The 18,674-nt window shown below is 68.4% G+C and carries 14 protein-coding genes and 1 pseudogene; 13 read left to right on the plus strand and 2 right to left on the minus strand.

Going from position 1 to position 18,674, the window contains the following annotated elements; genetic code table 11:
- Positions 1-27: 27 nt before the first annotated feature.
- The 6 genes from NC4_RS21280 (at position 28) to NC4_RS21300 (ending at position 4,436) form a co-directional block, all read left to right on the plus strand.
- Positions 28-366, plus strand: a complete 339-nt coding sequence (locus tag NC4_RS21280) for a hypothetical protein (RefSeq protein ID WP_157555011.1) — start codon at positions 28-30, stop codon at positions 364-366.
- Positions 359-700, plus strand: a complete 342-nt coding sequence (locus NC4_RS21285; protein ID WP_067541166.1) for a hypothetical protein — start codon at positions 359-361, stop codon at positions 698-700. Before NC4_RS21280 ends, NC4_RS21285 begins: the two co-directional genes overlap by 8 nt.
- Before the next feature lie 130 nt (positions 701-830).
- Positions 831-983, plus strand: coding sequence for a hypothetical protein (locus NC4_RS40410; RefSeq protein ID WP_174566871.1), 153 nt, complete (start codon positions 831-833; stop codon positions 981-983).
- Positions 984-1,062: 79 nt separating this feature from the next.
- Positions 1,063-1,497 (plus strand): Fur family transcriptional regulator, encoded by a 435-nt coding sequence (locus tag NC4_RS21290; protein ID WP_067541169.1) that lies wholly within the window; start codon positions 1,063-1,065, stop codon positions 1,495-1,497.
- Positions 1,498-1,535: 38 nt separating this feature from the next.
- Complete coding sequence (katG, locus tag NC4_RS21295; RefSeq protein WP_067541670.1) at positions 1,536-3,752, plus strand: catalase/peroxidase HPI; 2,217 nt, start codon at positions 1,536-1,538, stop codon at positions 3,750-3,752.
- A 285-nt stretch (positions 3,753-4,037) separates the two neighbouring features.
- The gene (locus NC4_RS21300) at positions 4,038-4,436 is read left to right on the plus strand and encodes a hypothetical protein (RefSeq protein ID WP_067541170.1); all 399 of its coding nucleotides are present in this window, start codon (positions 4,038-4,040) and stop codon (positions 4,434-4,436) included.
- A gap of 72 nt (positions 4,437-4,508) precedes the next feature.
- Here NC4_RS21300 and NC4_RS21305 read toward each other — a convergent pair whose 3' ends face one another.
- Positions 4,509-4,946, minus strand: a complete 438-nt coding sequence (locus tag NC4_RS21305) for a hypothetical protein (protein WP_067541171.1) — start codon at positions 4,944-4,946, stop codon at positions 4,509-4,511.
- A gap of 176 nt (positions 4,947-5,122) precedes the next feature.
- Between NC4_RS21305 and NC4_RS21310 the strand changes: the two genes are divergently transcribed.
- Both NC4_RS21310 and NC4_RS21315 read left to right on the plus strand, forming a co-directional pair.
- Positions 5,123-6,562, plus strand: a complete 1,440-nt coding sequence (locus tag NC4_RS21310; protein WP_067541672.1) for an FAD-dependent monooxygenase — start codon at positions 5,123-5,125, stop codon at positions 6,560-6,562.
- Positions 6,563-6,571: 9 nt separating this feature from the next.
- Positions 6,572-7,198: a TetR/AcrR family transcriptional regulator C-terminal domain-containing protein gene (locus NC4_RS21315; protein WP_067541173.1), complete on the plus strand. Its 627-nt coding sequence runs from the start codon at positions 6,572-6,574 to the stop codon at positions 7,196-7,198.
- Positions 7,199-7,259: 61 nt separating this feature from the next.
- Here the strand turns inward: NC4_RS21315 and NC4_RS21320 are convergent, their stop codons facing one another.
- Positions 7,260-7,994, minus strand: a complete 735-nt coding sequence (locus NC4_RS21320) for a DUF8020 domain-containing protein (protein WP_067541175.1) — start codon at positions 7,992-7,994, stop codon at positions 7,260-7,262.
- A 334-nt stretch (positions 7,995-8,328) separates the two neighbouring features.
- Here NC4_RS21320 and NC4_RS21325 point away from each other — a divergent pair, with 334 nt between their 5' ends.
- From NC4_RS21325 to NC4_RS44770, 5 genes and pseudogenes are all read left to right on the plus strand, one after another.
- The gene (locus NC4_RS21325) at positions 8,329-9,297 is read left to right on the plus strand and encodes a FecCD family ABC transporter permease (protein ID WP_245721828.1); all 969 of its coding nucleotides are present in this window, start codon (positions 8,329-8,331) and stop codon (positions 9,295-9,297) included.
- 70 nt (positions 9,298-9,367) lie between these two features.
- Positions 9,368-10,417 (plus strand): FecCD family ABC transporter permease, encoded by a 1,050-nt coding sequence (locus NC4_RS21330; RefSeq protein WP_067541178.1) that lies wholly within the window; start codon positions 9,368-9,370, stop codon positions 10,415-10,417.
- Between the two features lie 12 nt (positions 10,418-10,429).
- Complete coding sequence (locus NC4_RS21335) at positions 10,430-11,278, plus strand: ABC transporter ATP-binding protein (RefSeq protein ID WP_067541180.1); 849 nt, start codon at positions 10,430-10,432, stop codon at positions 11,276-11,278.
- 147 nt (positions 11,279-11,425) lie between these two features.
- Positions 11,426-13,888: pseudogene (locus NC4_RS44765) on the plus strand (AMP-binding protein); the annotation flags it as partial.
- Positions 13,889-13,963: 75 nt separating this feature from the next.
- Positions 13,964-18,667 (plus strand): non-ribosomal peptide synthetase, encoded by a 4,704-nt coding sequence (locus NC4_RS44770; RefSeq protein ID WP_369690779.1) that lies wholly within the window; start codon positions 13,964-13,966, stop codon positions 18,665-18,667.
- Positions 18,668-18,674 lie beyond the last annotated feature (7 nt).

Here is an 18,674-nt window from a genome sequence, read left to right on the forward strand (position 1 = left end):
TTTCCTATGCCGCCAACGACCCAACTGATGCCAGAAACCACTCGCCACCTGCTGTCATACGAATGTAAGATGGCCTACGTGGGATACGACATTCCCGAATGGGCGCTGGAGCTCGCGGCACGCTACGGCATCGAGCCGTACCAGATCATGCAGGCACTCACCGGGCCAGGTCGAAAATGGCCGCGACCGGTGCGCGGACAGGGCGACTTGCCTGCACTCATGATCATTGCCCGTATTGCTTCCGGCACCCCGCTAGCGATCGTCGTACGACCGCTGTCACAGTGGGATCAACAGGTCATCGGTGTCATGCCGGTGACCGGCGAACTGCTCGCCGACTTCGAGAAATGGGAGGAGCACAATGACTGAGCAGCACCGCTACCCGACCGACGCCGACGAAGCCCAGCAGTTCATGGACAAGCTCACCTTCGATGACACCACCCGGGCCCCCGAGCTGCCCGCCACTGGCGCACCTGTCACGGTGTCACGCACTGTCCGACTGCCGCTCGACCTCAATCAGCGCATCCGGGACGAGGCCGTCGCGCGCGGTGTCACGGACTCCGACGTCATCCGCGAATGGATCGCGATCGGAGCCGCTAACGCACAATGGCCCGACGATACCGAACTTGTCAGCCGTGCCGCCGCTGAGCGCGCCGTCATGGCCGCACTCGCCACTCTGCACGCCGAACGCCGCCCCGCCTGACCGGGCATTGGCAGCAAGAAAGTTCATGTAGGGCATACATACCGGGCATCCGTACTCGTGGGACTGCCGGGACAACGGCGTCTGCCTCGGCCAGTACGGCGCCGACTATGCCTCCGAACACTTGGACTACGTGCTGCCCCTGGCCGGGTATGCGGGTCCGGCTCGGTATGTCAATGAGACGCGGCGGGTGAAGAGTCCGCAGTGGAGCGTCACATCGTGGGGGAAGACCTACACCTATACCGACTACAGCGACCACTATCCGGTCTTCGGTTATGCGGGCTGACCCGTCGGTGCTCGGGCATTTTCATATATCTTTCCCGAATCTGGTGCGTCCTAGACTTGAATGAGTCATAATTCGGAACGTGTCCACAGCTGCGGATTTTCAGGGCATGCTGCGTGGCGCGGCGCTACGTGTGACGGCACCGCGGGTTGCGGTGTTGACCGCGGTGCACGAGCACCCTCATTCGGATACCGACTCGATCCTGCAACGTGTGCGCGGGACGTTGGGCGCCGTCTCTCATCAGGCGGTGTACGACGTGCTGCGCGCGCTCACCGATGCCGGTCTGCTGCGGCGGATCCAGCCCATGGGGTCGGTGGCGCGGTACGAGACGCGGGTCGGTGACAACCATCATCACGTCGTGTGCCGCTCCTGCGGCGTGATCGCCGATGTCGAATGCGCCGTCGGCGACGCGCCCTGCCTGACCGCCTCGGACGACAACGGATTCGCCCTCGACGAGGCCGAAGTCATCTATTGGGGGCTGAGCCCGGATTGCCGGGCGGCACAGCAACCCTCCTGAACAGCAGCCCGAAATACCAACTCCCGAAAGGAATCATCGTGTCCCAGGAACACCCGCCAATCGGAGAAGCGAATACGGAACCCGCAGCAGGTTGCCCCGTGACCGGTCGGCTCAAGTTCCCGACCGAGGGCGGCAGCAGCAACCGTGAGTGGTGGCCCAACCAGCTCAACCTGAAGATCCTGCAGAAGAACCCGGATGTCATCAATCCGCTAGGCGCGGACTTCGACTACGCCGCGGCGTTCAAGACCCTCGACCTGGCCGCGGTGAAGGCCGACATCGTCGAGGTCATGACCACCTCCCAGGACTGGTGGCCCGCCGACTTCGGCCACTACGGTCCCTTCTTCATTCGTATGGCCTGGCACGCGGCCGGTACCTACCGCATCAATGACGGCCGCGGTGGAGCGGGCGCGGGCATGCAGCGCTTCGCGCCGCTGAACTCCTGGCCCGACAATGCCAGCCTGGACAAGGCGCGGCGTCTGCTGTGGCCGGTCAAGGCCAAGTACGGCAACAAGCTGTCCTGGGCCGACCTCATCGTCTACGCGGGCAATGTTGCGCTCGAGGACATGGGCTTCGAGACCTTCGGCTTCGGCGGCGGCCGCGTCGACCAGTGGGAGCCCGAGGAGGACGTGTACTGGGGTCCGGAACAGACCTGGCTCGGCGATGAGCGCTACACCGGACAGCGCGACCTCGAAAACCCCCTGGCCGCGGTGCAGATGGGCCTGATCTACGTGAATCCGGAAGGCCCCAACGCCAATCCGGATCCGCAGCTGGCGGCCGTCGATATCCGTGAGACCTTCCGCCGCATGGCCATGAACGATGTGGAGACCGCGGCGCTCATCGTCGGCGGCCACACCTTCGGCAAGACCCATGGCGCGGGCCCGGCCGATCACGTCGGCCCCGAGCCCGAGGCCGCCCCGCTCGAGGAGCAGGGCCTGGGCTGGCGCTCCAGCTTCGGCACCGGCGTCGGCAAGGACGCCATCACCTCCGGCCTCGAGGTCAGCTGGACCCCCACCCCGACCACGTGGGACAACTCCTTCCTGGAGACCCTCTACGGCTACGAGTGGGAGCTGACCAGCTCGCCCGCCGGTGCGCACCAGTGGGTCGCCAAGAACGCCGAGGCGATCATCCCCGACGCGTTCGACTCGGCCAAGAAGCACCTGCCGACCATGCTCACCACCGACCTGTCCATGCGGATCGATCCGATCTACGAGCAGATCACCCGCCGCTGGCTCGAGCACCCGGAAGAGCTCGCGCAGGAGTTCTCCAAGGCCTGGTACAAGCTGACCCACCGCGATATGGGTCCCAAGGTCCGCTACCTCGGCCCCGAGGTCCCGGCCGAGACCCTGCTGTGGCAGGACCCGGTTCCCGCCGTCGATCACGCCCTGGTCGACGCCGCCGATATCGCGGCGCTCAAGGAGCAGATCCTCGCCTCGGGTCTGACCGTCGCCCAGCTGGTTTCGACCGCGTGGGGCGCGGCCGCGTCCTTCCGCGGCAGCGATAAGCGCGGTGGCGCCAATGGCGGCCGCATCCGCCTGCAGCCGCAGGCCGGGTGGGAGGCCAATGAGCCCGATGAGCTCGCCCAGGCCATCCGCGTGCTGGAAGGCGTGCAGGAGTCCTTCAACTCCGCCCAGACCGGCGGCAAGAAGATCTCCTTCGCCGACCTTGTCGTGCTCGGTGGCGCCGCCGCCGTCGAAAAGGCCTCCAAGGCAGCCGGTTTCGATGTTCAGGTGCCGTTCAGCCCCGGCCGCACCGATGCCGCTCAGGAGCAGACCGATGTGGAGTCCTTCTCCGCGCTCGAGCCCGCCGCCGACGGCTTCCGCAACTACCTCGGCAAGGGCAGCCGCCTGCCCGCCGAGTACTCGCTGCTGGACAAGGCCAACCTGCTCACCCTGAGCGCGCCGGAGATGACCGTCCTGGTCGGTGGCCTGCGCGTACTGGGCGCCAACCACGGCCAGTCCGCGCTCGGCGTCTTCACCGCCAACCCGGGCGCCCTCACCACGGACTTCTTCGTGAATCTCCTTGATATGGGCACCAAGTGGGAGCCGACCGAGGACGGCAACTACAACGGCACCGATCGCGTCACCGGCGCCCCCAAGTGGACCGCCAGCCGCGTCGACCTGGTCTTCGGCTCCAACTCCCAGCTGCGCGCCCTGGCCGAGGTCTACGCCCAGGACGACAACAAGCAGAAGTTCGTGGAGGACTTCGTCAAGGCTTGGACGAAGGTCTCCAACCTGGATCGCTTCGACCTGGTCTGACCTGGTCTAGGCAAGAGCAGAAGAACCCCGCGAGCCTTACGGCTCGCGGGGTTCTTCTGTGTGTGGGGTGAGTCGGAGCCGCTCGCGGGGTTCTTCTGTGTGTGGGGTGAGTCGGAGCCGCTCGCCGGGTTCTGCTGTGTGAGGGGTTACTCGGGGTAGCCGCTCGCGGGTTCCGGGTGTTCGCGGGAATGGGGCATGTGCCCGATAGCTGGTTGCTGTGGGGATGCGGGATGATGCAGATCTGGCTCGAACCGATTGTGTCCCTCGACTTCGCAGGAGCGGCTTGTGACCTCTGCTCGAATCCTTTCCACGCTGTTGGCGGCTGGCGCCCTCATGCTCGCCGATCCGGCTTTGGCCGCTGCCGAGCCGTCCGTCCAGGTGGTCGGCGGCCGGGAGCGCATCAAGATCACGGTCGCCGGTACCGAATACCCGGTCGATCGCTGCATCGTCGACCCGGATTCCGAGCGGAACACCCAGGGGCTGGCCGTTCCGGCCTCGGGAACCCTTGTCGCCGAAGGCATTGCCGCGGGCCAGAGCCATGTCATGGTGTGGTGCCCGCAAGGCGGCGTCATCTGGCGCGGCTATGTCGCGGTGCAGCCGGGCAATCCGGTCCTCGATGCACAGGACCGGGCTTTCGCCGCCGCGGGGAGCAGTGATCGGGTGACGGACCCGGCGCTGCGCTGAGTTCGGGAATACACGGAACCCCGCGAGCCGCATGGCTCGCGGGGTTTTGTTGTGTGGCAGGGTCTTCGAGGATCAGGGGACGTCGAAGTCGATCTGGCCGGAGCTGCCGATGCTGGCGGCGTTGACGGTGACCCAGCCGGTGTAGGAGCCCGCGCCGAGGTAGACGATGGCGGCGGGGCCGCTGTTCATCCAGTAGCCGGGGCCGTGGGGGTGGACGTCGAAGGTGCCGGTGGCTCCATTGTTCTTGTTGCGGTAGTGGAGTGTGACGGTCAGGTCGCAGGAGCCGACGCCGATCATATTGGCGCCGACGGTGAAGCCCGCGGAGGCCGGGTAGGCATTGCCGTTGATCGAGGTGTCCACGACGGCTACGCAGGGGCCCTGCGTGAGCGAGTAGATGGTGTTGAACTTTCCGCCCGGGCCCGCGTGGGAGGGGGCGGCGGAACCGATGGTGAACGCAATCGCACCGACGCTTGCAGCGGTTATGGCGAACGCGGACTTGATTGAACTCATATGCGCTCCAGTGGATAGAGACGATCTTGCCGACGAGTGGCCCGCCCAAGGTACCGGCCGAGTGTTCTTCCACTTCGGGTTTCATGCTGATTTGTTAGCGCTAATTCTGAGCGGCTCTTGTCGCCTCTTGGTCGCTGACCTAGACTTGTTGGTCAGTGACCAACAAGGAGGATGTCATGACTGATTTCGAGGTGGCGATCGTCGGGGCCGGGCCGGTGGGGCTGTGGCTCGCGGGGGAGCTGCGGCTGGCGGGGGTTTCGGTGGTGGTGCTGGAGGCGCGCACGGAGCGGGATCCGAATTCCAAGGCGCTGACCATTCACCCGCGTACCATCGAGGTGCTGGCCTCGCGCGGGCTGGCCGAGCGATTCCTGAAGGAGGGCAGGACGATTCCGCGCGGGCACTTCGGAATGCTTGAAAGCTGGCTGGATTTCGAGCTGCTGGATACGCAGTACCCGTTCACGTTGGTGCTGCCGCAGGCGCGGACCGAGGAGTTGCTCGAGGAGCGCGCGCGGGCCGCGGGGGCGGATATCCGCCGGGGGCAACGGGTTTCGGGACTGCATCAGAATGAGGATGAAGTGACCGTGCATTTCGAGGAGCAGCCGGATCTGACCGCGCGCTGGGTCGTCGGATGCGACGGGGTGCGCAGCGTGGTGCGGGAGGCCTCCGGGATCGGCTATCCGGGAACGCCGTCCACCGTGCTGGGCTGGCTGGCGGATGTGGAACTGGCCGCGCCGCCGGAGGTTCCGGCGTTCAGTCGCTGGGATCAGGCGGGGCTCATGCTGGTTGCGCCGATTCCCGGGGGGCATCACCGGTTGGTGGGATTCGGGCCGGAGGATCTGCGCACCGATTGGCCGGGCGAGCTGTCCCTGGACGAGGTGCGCACACGCACGCGGACCGTCACGGGAACCGACTGGGGAATACACTCGCCGATCTGGTTGTCCCGCTTCGGGAATGCGAGCAGGCAGGCCGACAGATACCGGCAGGGGCGGGTCCTGATCGCCGGTGACGCGGCGCATCAGCACTTTCCCGCCGGTGGCGTCGGGATGAACGTTGGCATCCAGGACGCGATGAATCTCGGCTGGAAACTCGCGGCGACCGTGCACGGCTGGGCGCCGGAAGGACTGCTGGACAGCTACCACACGGAAAGACATCCGGTCGGCGCCGCGCTGCTGCGCAGCACCCAGGCGCAGACGGCGGTCATGAGCGCCTTCTCGCCGGAGGGCGCACAACTGCGGGCCCTGCTCTCCGAATTGATCGCCACCCGACCGGGATTCGCGCACCCGCTGGCCGAGCAACTCTCCGGGCTGGCGGTCGCCTATCCCGCCGCACCGGACGCTCATCCGCTGACCGGCACGCGCGCACCGGATTTCGAGCTACCGGATGGGTCGACGCTGTTCGCGGCATTGTGCGGCGGAACCCATGTGCTGCTCGATTTCACGGACAGGGTCTCGGCGTGCCGGGCGGCGGGTGTCACCCGGCTGCTTCCGATTTCGGATCGGCCGGACTGGACGGGTGTGGCCGCGGCCCTGGTCCGGCCCGACGGATATCTCGCCTGGGTCGGCGACGACACCACGGGCCTCCCGGCCGCACTCCGAGCCGCCGGACTCCCGCACTAGGCTAGGTCGGTGACCAACAAGCAACCGGCGCGCACCGCCCGCGTGGGACTGGCTCAGGAGTCGGTCGTCGAAGCGGCCCTGGTGATCCTGAACGAGAAGGGCCGCGACGCGGTCTCCATGCGCGCCATTGCCGACCGCCTGGGCGTGCGCATGAATACGGTCCTCTGGCACGCCAAGACCAAGAACCGCCTGCTGGAATTGATGGCCGACGCCATCCTCGGCGCGACCGACACCTCGGACCTCCCCGACCCCTGGGACGAGCGGGTGCGGGAACTCATGCGCCGAGCGCGGCGGTCCATGCTCGCCTATCGCGACGGGGCCGCGGTCGTCGCGGGCACCTACACCCCCGAACCCGGCACCCTGCATTTCGCCGACACCCTCGTCGCCGCCCTCCTGGAGGGCGGCCTCGAACCCAAGCGCGCATCCTGGACCTGTTGGACCATCGTGTATTTCGTGCTCGGACTCGTCCAGGAGGAACAGGGCTACCCCCTGGCGGACACGGAGCGCATGGCCGACCGCCTCGTCTCGGGCGCGTACCCGGCTCTCATCCGCGCCGGATTCGATATGAGCGACGACTCTTTCGACGATCGCCTCGAATTCGGCCTCGACCTCATCCTGGCCTCGCTGCGCCGATAGGCCTGCCGCACAACGCAAATCAGGCCCGGCAGCGAGCTGCCGGGCCTGACCTGAGGTGATCTTACTTGGCCGGTGTGTTGGGCATCGGCGAGTTGATGGTGGTGAAGTACTGCGCGGCGGCCATCAGGGCGACCGGGGCGGTGAAGAAGACCTGTCCGGCGAGGGTGCCGAGGAAGCCGGGGGAGGAGGCGCCGATGGGGCATCCGGCGAGGGGCCCGGCGCCGAACATGAGCGCCAGGGGACCGGTCAGCGCGGCTCCGGCGATGCCGCCGATGACGCAGCCGACGGCCGCGCCGCCGATGACGCAGCCGACGGCCGCGCCGCCGATGCCGCCGACCAGGGTGGCGATGGAGGCGCCCAGGGCGATGGTGCTGGTCATGCGGGACCAGGCGGCGACCTCACGGTCGTACTCGCTCTTCCACGGCGCGACGTTCTCATACGGCAGGGCGACCGGCTTGTAGACGGTCTTGTCGATCTCGAACTGCGGGGTCAGCGTCGCGGTGTTGCCGGAGATGTCGGCGGCGATCGGGAACTCGAACTCGTCGACGCGGAACTTCAGCTCGGTCCCGGCGATGGTGGTGCCGTTGGCGGCCTTGACCTTGAAGACGCCGTCCTCGACCACCAGGGAACCGGCATCGGTGCGGATGACGGTGTTGGTCTCACTGTTGGTGCGGGTGTAGTTGATCGCGTCGGCCTCGGCGGTATCCGCCAGCGGCGCAGCGTTGCCCGCTCCGGCGGTGAACGTGGTGGCGGCGGCGAGCGCGGCGGCGACCAGGGCGGCCTTGGTGAATCTCACGGGGGGTGAACCTCTTTCTGTTCCCTCATCAGGACATGCGACGTCCGGCCCGGTGTGATCGGTGGTCAATCGCACTGCGGGCCATGCGAACACGGCTTTCGTCCGGCCGGCGGGGGATTGGCGACAGCTGATGCTTTGCTGAGCGGCAGCTGTGAAACCGGACAGCGGACACGTAAGGGTAGGTAAGCCTAAGTCGCAACACCTACGTCCGATCGGCGGCGCGAAGGCCCGGCGAATCGGGTCCGGGAAGCGCTGCGAACAGCTCGAACCAGTTGAGAGATACGACCCTATGGATAGCCCGCCTTCGCGGTCCCGGCCCTGGTCAGGATGGTTGGTGGCGGTGGCCGCGCTGGCTGCCGCCTGCTTGCTCAGCCTGCTCGTCGGCACCAAATCCATTCCGGTCGGTGAGGTCTGGAACGCACTCTGGAGCAGTGCCGGATCACCGGATCACCTCATCGTCACCGAGTACCGGGTGCCCCGGACGCTGGTCGGACTGCTGGCGGGCATGGCGCTCGGGGTGGCCGGATGCCTCATGCAGGGGCTCACCCGCAACCCGCTGGCAGATCCGGGCCTGCTCGGCATCAATGCCGGGGCGGCCTTCGGCATCACCCTCGCGGTGGCCTTTCTCGGTGCGGCGGAGATCACCTCGTATGTGTGGTTCGGCTTCTCGGGCGCGGCGGCGGTCTCGCTGGTGGTCTACCGGATCGGGACCGCGGGCAGGCAGGGTTCGGACCCGATCCGGCTGACCCTCGCGGGCGTCGCCGTGACCGCCGTGCTGACCGGGCTCACCAAGGGGTTGATCCTGTTGAACCCCAAGGCGTTCGAGGAATGGCGGCATTGGGAATCGGGCGCGCTGACCGGTCGCGGATACGACGTGATCGCCGGGGCCGCGCCGTTCATCGCCATCGGCCTGATCGCCGCGATCATCGCCTCGCGCTCGCTCAATGCCGTGGCGCTCGGGGAGGACCTCGCCCATGCGCTGGGCGTGAACGTGGGCCGTACCCGGCTGCTCACGGCGGTGGCGCTCACCCTGCTGTGCGGTACCGCCACCGCGGCGGTCGGTCCGATCACCTTCGTCGGCCTGGCGGTGCCGCATATCGCGCGCTGGATCGTCGGACCGGATCAGCGCTGGATCGTGGCCTATTCGATGGTGCTCGCCCCCATCCTGGTGATCGGCGCGGATGTGCTGGGCCGCGTGCTCATTCCGTCCGACGAGGTACCGGCCGGACTGGTGAGCGCCTTCCTCGGCGCGCCGGCGCTCATCTATCTGGCCCGGCGGGCGCGCATGGGAGCGGCGGCATGAGCGGTCAAGCGCGTAGGCGGCAGCGCAGCGTAACCACGCAGCGCTCCGCTCATGCCGGAGAGGGCACAGCATGAGTACGGGAATCGATTTCGGCCGTACCCAATTGGTGGTGCGGGCGCGCGGGCTGACCGCGCGCGTGGGTGTGCGGACCGTGGTGGTGTGCGCCATTCTGATCGTGGCGGCGCTGGCCGTGGCCGTCCTGTCGCTCGGCACCGGGGATTATCCGATCCCGCCGGACCGGGTGGTGCGCGCGCTGGTGTTCGGCGATCAACGCTTCGATCGGCTCGTGGTGTGGGAGTGGAGGTTTCCGCGCGTGGTCCTGGCCCTGGCCTTGGGCGCGGCGCTGGGCGTGAGCGGGGCGATCCTGCAATCGGTGACGCGGAACCCGCTCGGCAGCCCGGATATGGTCGGCTTCAATACCGGCGCCTACACCGGTGCGCTGATCGTGATTCTGACCATGGGCGGCGGTCCCTTCCCGACCGCGGTCGGCGCGCTGGTGGGTGGCCTGGGTTCCGCGCTGGTCATTCAGCTACTCGCCCTCCGGCACAATGTGACCGGATTCCGGCTGATCATCGTGGGTATCGGGGTGAGCGCCATGCTGGCCTCGGTCAATACCTGGCTGATCCTGCGCGCCGATCTCCAATCGGCCATGTTGGCGGCGGCGTGGGGCGTGGGCACGCTCAACGGCGTGACCTGGTCGCAGGTCGCGCCCGCGCTGATCATCCTGGCCATTCTGGGTCTCGTGGTGATTCCGGCCGCGCCGAAACTGCACACCCTGGAACTGGGTGACGACCTGGCTCGCTCGTTCGGGTTGAACGTGGGCCGGATTCGCCTGCTGCTCATTGTGCTGAGCGTGGCGCTGACCGCGGCGGCCACCGCGGTCGCCGGGCCCATCGCCTTCGTCGCACTGGCCGCGCCGCAACTGGGTCGCCGTCTGGCGCGCACGCCCTCCACCGCGTTGTTCCCGGCCGCGGCCATGGGCGCCTTGCTGCTGGTGGTCTGCGACTGGATCTCCCAGCGCGTCTTCGCGCCCACCATCCTGCCGGTGGGCGTCGTCACCGTCTCGATCGGCGGGCTGTATCTGGCGTATCTGCTGGTGGCAGAGGCTCGAAGGAACTAGAGGAAGCTGTTGATGCACGAAAAGCACGATCCCGGAACCGAGCCGGTCGCCGAGGACGCGAAAGCCGCACGGCTGCGGGCGGATCGGGTCCGCCTGGGGTATCGGGGACGGACCATCAGCGATGAGCTCTCGGTGGGCATTCCCGACGGCGAGTTCACGGTCGTGATCGGGCCGAACGCCTGCGGTAAATCCACGCTGCTGCGCGCGCTGGCGCGCTTGCTCGCGCCCGAATCGGGGGCGGTGCTGCTGGACGACAAGGCCATCGGGTCGTATCCCGCCAAGGAGGTGGCGCGCCGGATCGGGCTGCTGCCGCAGACCTCCACCGCGCCGGACGGCATTCGGGTGGCGGATCTGGTGGCGCGCGGGCGGTTCCCGCATCAGACGCTGCTGCGGCAGTGGTCGAAGGCCGATGAGGAGGCGGTGGCCGCGGCCATGGCCGCCACCGGTGTGACCGAGTTGTCGGCGCGGCTGGTGGACGAGTTGTCCGGCGGTCAGCGGCAGCGGGTGTGGATCGCCATGGTGCTCGCCCAGGACACCCCGATCGTCCTGCTCGACGAGCCGACCACGTATCTGGACATCGCCCATCAGATCCAGTTGCTGGATCTGTGCCGGAAGCTGAACCGGGAGTCCGGGCGCACCGTGGTGGCGGTGCTGCACGACCTGAACCACGCCTTCCGCTACGCCGATCACCTGATCGCCATGAAGGACGGCCGGGTGATCGCGGCGGGGCCGCCGAAGGAGATCGTCACCGCCGAGCTGGTGCACGAGGTCTTCGCGCTGGGTTGCCGGATCATCGACGATCCGGAGACCGGGGCGCCCTTGGTCATCCCGCTGGCCGAGAATGCCGCCCCGGTGGCCTGAAGGCCGTCCTGACCAGTGTGAACAGGAAGGTTCCCACTTGGAATTAAACTTAGGCTAACCGATTTTGGCCCCTCCCTCGCTGGACTCATCGAGCCCGGGTGGACCGAGGGAGGGGCCGAATGACGTTGAGGGTGAAGGGAGTTGCGGGTGGATCGGAACGACTCGGGCGCCGACCGGGCCGAGTTGCCGGAGGCCGGGGCGGCACTGCCGCTGACCGGGCCGCAACTGGGAATCTGGAACGCTCAGCGGTTCGATCCCGAATCCGGGCGCTACCTGGTCGGTGAGGTCCTCGAGATCTCCGGCGAGCAGCCCATCGATATCGAGCTGCTGGCCGAGGCCATTCGCAAGACGGTGGCCGAATCCGAGAACATGCGGCTGCGCTTCCGCGAAACCGCCGAGGGGCCACGGCAATTCGTCACCGAAGCGGCCGCCGAGCTGCGGCCCACCATCGATCTGCGGGTGGCGGCCGATCCGCTGGCGCTGGCCCACGAGGCCGTGGCCCTGGAACGGCATCGCGCCGCCGAATACTGCAAGGCCATGGTCGATCGGCAGCTGTACATCTACACGCTGATCCGGCTGAGCGACACCGAGGTGTGGTGCGTGCAGCTGTACCACCACCTCATCGTCTACGGCTACAGCGCGGCGCTGCTCTCGCGCCGGGTGGCCGGGCACTACACCTCCATGCGGCGCGGAACCAAGCCGCCCAAGCAAACTTTCGGCACCATTGCCGCGCTCGTCGCCGAGGAGCAGGAGTACCGCGCCGGGGAGCAATTCGAACAGGATCGGCAGTTCTGGCGCGACCAGCTGACGCCGTGGCCGTCCCTGGACGGACGTGGACAGCATGTCGGCGGCGCGGTGGAGCGGACCGTCCGCGGCGAGGCCATCCTGACCGCAGAGACCCTCGCGACCCTGAAGGAATGCGCCGACAGCTACGGCGTCACCTGGGCCGATGTTCTGGTCGCCTGCTACGCCGCCTACATCCAGCGCGAGCTCGGCAGCTCCGACGTAGTCATCTCCATGCTGCTCATGGGCCGCGTCGGCCGCGCCGCGCTGTCCACCCCATCCATGGCCGTGAACGTGCTGCCCCTGCGCCTGACCGTGCGCGCCGACGACCGCCTCGGCGAACTCGCCCCGCGCGTCGCGGCCACGCTGCGCGACGTACGCGCCCACCAGCGCTACAGCGGCGACGACCTGGCCCGCGACTTCCACGGCTACGGCGCGGGTGAACTCCTGCACGGAGTCGGCATGAACCTCAAGGTCTTCGACTTCTCCCTCGACTTCGACGGCTCCCGCGGCGTCCTGCGCAATGTCGCGGGCGGCCCGCCCGAAGACCTCGGCGTCGTGGTGACCCCCCTGCCCGACGGCACGGTCCTGGTCGGCTTCGAATCCGACGGCCGAACCAATGACGGCGACTCCGTCCGCCGCCGCATAGACGGCCTCATGCGCGTGATCGACGCCTTCACCGGCGCCGACAAGCCGCCCGCGGGAGCCCTCGAACTACTCGACCGCGCCGACCGCGACCGTCTGCTGACCGCCCGCTCCGTCCCCGCCGCCACCGCTCTCGTCGAACTCGTTCCGGACGCTCTCACCCGCTTGATCACCGAGCGTCCCGACGCGATCGTGCTCGCAGCCGACGATGTGGAATGGACCGACGCCGAATTCGGCCACCGAGTCAGCCGCGTCGCGAACTACCTGCGCGCCAATGGAGTTCGCCCCGACACGATCGTCGGCGTGGACCTGCCGCGCTCCGCGGAGCTGGTGGTCGCCCTGTTCGCCGTCTGGCAGGCCGGAGGCGTCTACCTACCCCTCGATCCCGAGCATCCGGTACCCCGCTTGCTCGGCATGATCGACGACGCCGCACCGCAATTGGTGCTCAGCGCCGGGCAGCTGGCGGTCGAGCTCGGTGCCGGTGTGCTGGATATCGACAGTGCGGAACTCCGATCCGAGCTGGAAGCCCTCTCCGCTACCCAGCGGTCGGATGCGGCTGGTGCACAGGTGGATTCGGGCAATGGCGCATATCTGATCTACACCTCGGGGTAGACGGGGCGGCCCAAGGGTGTGCTGGTGGATCACGGGGCGCTGGCGCAGTTGGTGGCGGCGCAGCGGTCCGGGATGTATGCCGAGACGGCGGCACGGGCCGGGCGGGCGTTGCGGGTGGCGCATACGACGTCGTTCGCGTTCGACGCGGCGATCGATCCGCTGTTGTGGATGCTGGACGGGCATTGCGTTCGGGTGTACGACAGTGAGATTCGGCGGGATCCGGCGGCGCTCGGGCGGGATCGGATCGATGTCGTGGATGGGACGCCCGCATTCGTCGCCGGGCTGCTGGAGCACGGGCTCGCGGAAACCGGGCCGCGGTTGCTCGCGCTCGGCGGCGACGCGTGTTCGCCGGATCTGTGGCAGGCCATTCAGCGCGCCGGAATTCCGGCGGTCAATCTGTACGGACCGACCGAAGCGACCGTCGACGCGATCACCGCGGCGGTGACCGGTACGACGCCGCATATCGGGCATCCGGTGCCCGGTGCGCGGGTTTACCTGCTGGACAATGGTTTGCAGCTGGTGGCCGACGGCCGGGTAGGGGAGTTGTACCTGGCCGGTCCGCAGCTGGCGCGCGGGTACCTCGGGAGGCCGGACGCCACCTCGGACCGGTTCGTCGCCGACCCGTACGGACCGCCCGGGGCGCGCATGTACCGCACCGGAGACCGGGCTCGCTGGGTTCCAGGGCGTGGCTACGAATACCAGGGGCGTGTCGACAACCAGGTGAAGATTCGCGGGCACCGCGTCGAACTGGGTGAGGTCGAGGCCGCGCTGGCCGGTCTGCCCGAAGTGCGGACGGCCGCCGCCGACATCCGTGAGATCGCCGGACGACCGACCCTCATCGGATATGTCGTTCCCGCTGTGGAACACACCTCCACGTCCGACCGGTCCGACGGGAACGTGGGGTCCGGCGCGTTGGACGCGGTTGGACTGCGGTCGCGGCTGGCTGATCTGGTGCCGGACCATATGGTGCCGTCGCGGCTGGTTTTCCTCGATGCGTTGCCGCACACCGTCAATGGGAAGCTGGATCGCGCCGCGCTGCCCGAACCGTCGTCGGAAAGCGAGGGGCGGGCACCGGCGACGGCCGCCGAAGAGGCTGTGTGTGCTGTGATCGCGGCCGCACTGGGGCATGGCGCGGTGAGCGTGGACGACGACTTCTTCGGGGTCGGTGGTGACAGCATCACGGCCATCAGTGTGAGCAGCCGGTTGCGGGAGCAGGGGCTGGTGCTGTCGCCGCAGGATCTGCTGACCAGGCGTCCGCTGGCGGAGCTCGCGGCCACCGCGGCGGCGGCCCGCGTGGGCTCTACCGGCGGGGCTGCCGCCGGTGGCACGGCCGCCGTCTCGAAGGCGGAGCGCGGGATTTCGATGACGTTGCCGCAGCACAGCATTGACGAGCTGGCGGAGCAGTACGGGCCGATTGCCGATGTGCTGCCGCTCTCGCCGTTGCAGGAGGGGTTGCTCTTCCATGCGCTGCGTGATGGTGATGACGACATCTACACCATGACGGCGCGTTTCGAGTTGGCCGGGGCGGTCGATCCGGATCGGTTGCTCGCCGCGTTCGAGCGCATGCTGGCTCGGCATCCGAATCTGGGTGCGGCGTTCTGCTACGAGCAGTTCGACGAGCCGGTGCAGGTGGTGCCGCGCACGCCCGGGTTGGGCTGGCGCGTGGAGGATTTGCGCGCGCTCGCGACGGATGATGCGGGGCGGGTTGCCGCGGAGGTGGAACAGCAGTCGGGCGCCGAGCGGTTCGATATCGCCGCGCCGCCGCTGTTGCGGGTCGTGCTGATTCGTATGAGCGATACCTCGCAGCGCCTGGTGCTGATCGCGCATCATCTGCTGGCCGACGGCTGGTCGGTGCCGATCATGCTGCGCGAGGCGCTCGCGCTGTACCACGACGCGGACGTGCAGCTGCCCGTTCCCGGTTACTACGGTGATTACCTCGCTTGGCTGGGTGCGCGCGATTCGGTGGCGGCGGCCGAGCGGTGGCGCGACTACCTCGCCGGGCTGCCCGCGCCGTCGCTGATCGGGATTCCCGGACAGCGGTCGCACGCGGTCGGGCGGCGAGTTTTCTTGCCGGACAACGCACTGGCGATGTTGGAGGCGGTGAGCCGCCGCTTCGGACTGACCATGAGCACCCTGCTCCAGGGTGCGTGGTCGACGGTGCTGGCCGCTCACCTCGGCCGCACCGACGTGGTCTTCGGCACGGTCGCCTCCGGTCGCCCGGCGGATCTGCCGGATGTCGAGTCCACCGTGGGCCTGTTCAGCAATACGGTTCCCGTTCGGCTGCACCTGGATTCGCGGCGGTCGCTGCCGGAGCAACTGGTCGACTTCCAGCGGACGTCGTTCGAGATGCAGGCGCAGGGCTATCTGGGGCTGGCCACCGTCGAACGGGCCGTGGGCCTGGGTCATCTGTTCGACAGCCTGGTCGTTTTCGAGAACTTCCCGAAATCCGGGCTGCGCCAGCCGGAATTGCATGAGCTGCGGGTGGCCGACGTCTTCGTCCACAGCCTCACGCATTATCCGATCGTGGTGACCGCGCGGCCCGGAGAGCGTTTCGACCTACTGCTGCACCATGATCCGGCTGCCGTGCCGGAGGCGGTGGCCACCGAGCTGGCGGATCATCTCGGCGCGGTGCTGACCGCCCTGATCGCCGAGCCGGAGGCTGCGGTCGCCTCGGTGGCCGAGACGACCCGGCCGCGTCAGACGCACGGTCCCACTCTCGCCACATGGGGTTCGGCCACGGCACTGGACGCCAGCGCGCCCGCCGTGACGAGCGGGGAGCTGACGATCGCCTACGGCGACTTCCACGCTCGCGTGAATCGGCTTGCACACTGGTTAATTTCGCAGCGCATCGGCCCGGAGACGGTGGTCGCGGTGGCCATGCACCGCTGCCCGGACGCGGTGGTCGCGGCGCACGCCATCATCCGATCCGGCGGCGTCTACCTGCCGATCGATCCGGAACAGCCCGCGCAGAGTATCGACAGCATTCTCGAAACCGCCGCTCCGGCACTGGTTCTCAGCCACACCGCCGACGGCTTCGACACCGTGCGCGCCCAGGTCGTCGCCGTCGACCAGCTGGACACCACCGGCTTCGCGGCCACCGAGATCTCCGACGCCGAGCGAATCGCGCCCCTGCGGCCGACGAACTCCGCCTACCTGCTGTTCACCTCCGGCTCCACCGGCGTGCCGAAGGGCGTCACCGTCGCACACGAGTCGATCGTGAACACCTTCGAATGGCTACAGCGCCAACAGCATTTCGGCCAGGGCGACACCGTCCTCTACCGGACCCCGCCCACCTTCGACGCCTCCCTGCTGGAACTCTTCCTCCCGCTGCTGGTCGGCGCGCGCATCGTGCTGACCCGCCCGAACGGCCACAAGGACCCGTACTACCAGGCGCAACTCATGGCCGATGAGCAGGTCACCACCGTCCAGATGACGACCTCCATGCTCACCGTCCTGGCCGAGGAAACCGACCTCACCGCCTGCACCGCCCTGCGCTGTGTCATCACCGGCGGCGAGGCCCTCCCGCCCGCCACCGCCCACCGCGTCCGCGCCCTCACCGGCGCACACGTGAACAACCTCTACGGCCCGACCGAGGCCGCGGTCTGCATCACCTACCACGACACCACCGAAGCCGACACGACCTCGGTCCCCATCGGCCGTCCCGCGACCCGCACCGGAGTCCGCGTCCTCGACGACCGACTACGCCCGGTCCCCGCGGGCACAATCGGCGAGTTGTACCTCACGGGCGTGCAATTGGCCCGCGGCTACCTGGCCCGCCCCGACCTGACCGCGAGCGCCTTCGTCCCGGACCCCCACGGCCACGGCGACCGCATGTACCGCACCGGCGACCTGGTGAAGTGGACCGCCCAGGGCGAACTCGACTACATCGGCCGCGCCGACAGCCAGGTCAAACTCCGCGGCCAGCGTATCGAACTCGGCGATATCGAATCCGCCCTGCTCACCCGCCCCGGCGTCGCCCAGGCGGCAGTCCTCCTCCGCGAGGACACCCCCGGCGACCAACGCCTGGTCGCCTACCTCATCGCCCGCGCCGGAACCACCCTGTCCACCGACGCCATAGCGGCCGACCTGCGAACCAAGCTGCCCGCGTACATGATCCCCGCCGCCTACGTCGCACTGGACCACATCCCCCGCACCACCAGCGAGAAGATCGACCGCAAGGCCCTCCCTGCCCCGGGTGATCTCCACGCTCCGTCGAGCCTCCAGGCCAGCGGGCAGCTGCCCGATCCGCGCGGAGTGCCGCAGGGGGTGGCCGCAGCGCGGGGCTCCGTCTCCGTGGACACCGTTCGCGGCGCGATGACCGCGGTGCTCTCGCTGCCCGAGATCGGCGCGGACGACGACTTCTTCGCCGCCGGTGGGCATTCGCTCACAGCGGTGCGACTGGTCGGCAGGTTGCGGCGTGCGGGGCTGGCGGTGGTGCTCGACGATGTGTTCGCCGCACCCACCCCGCATGCGCTGGCGGCGCGGATCGACGCGCCCGCAGCGGTGGCGGAGAACGCGATGACCGCTGGGGCGCTGGATGATTCGGCCGCAGGTGGTTCCGGTGTGCGGACGGCCGGGTCATCGGAGTTGACGGCCGAGGCCGAGTTCGCAGACTGGCGCGCGATGTTCGGCAGGCGTCTGGACCATGTGCTGGAACTGCGTTCCGGTGGGGTGGGTGCGCCGCTGTTCTGCGTGCATCCGGTGGGCGGTACCGCGTGGCAGTTCGGGCCGTTGGCGCGGGTGCTGCGGGCGGATCGGCCGATTGTCGGGTTGCAGTTGCCTGCGTTGAGTGGCAACGACTTCTGGGCTCGGACCATCGAGGAGCTGGCCGGGCACTATCTGGCGACGATTCGGCGGATTCAGCTGGAGGGGCCGTACCACCTGCTCGGGTACTCGCTGGGCGGGAATGTCGTGCATGCGATCGCGGCGGCGCTGGAGACGGCGGGCGAGTCGGTTGCCTTTGCGGGGCTGGTCGATTCGCATCCGCTGGTCAATCTCGCCGAGCAGGCGGGGCGGGCGTTGGAGGATCCGGCGGCGCTGGATCGGCTACTGCCCGAATTGACCGCGGACGCAACGGAACTCGCCGAAGCCATCCGATCCGCGGCGGCGGAGCTGCTCGGGCTGGTCGAGCGGTCCTCGACCCCGCGGTACGGCGGGGCGATGAATCTCTATGCCGCCGATGACGGATCGCTGCCCGCGCGCACCGAGGCCCAGCTGGACGGCTGGCGGACGGCGGGGGCGCGGCTGGTGGTCCGGCGGCTTCCGTACTCGCACTACGGCATCGTGTCCCCGGCCGGGTGGACCGAGGTCGCGGCGCTGCTCGATGTCGATCCCGCGATCGGCGCATGACTCTCCC

The sequence above is a fragment of the Nocardia crassostreae genome (assembly GCF_001613405.1).
GTDB lineage: Bacteria > Actinomycetota > Actinomycetes > Mycobacteriales > Mycobacteriaceae > Nocardia > Nocardia crassostreae.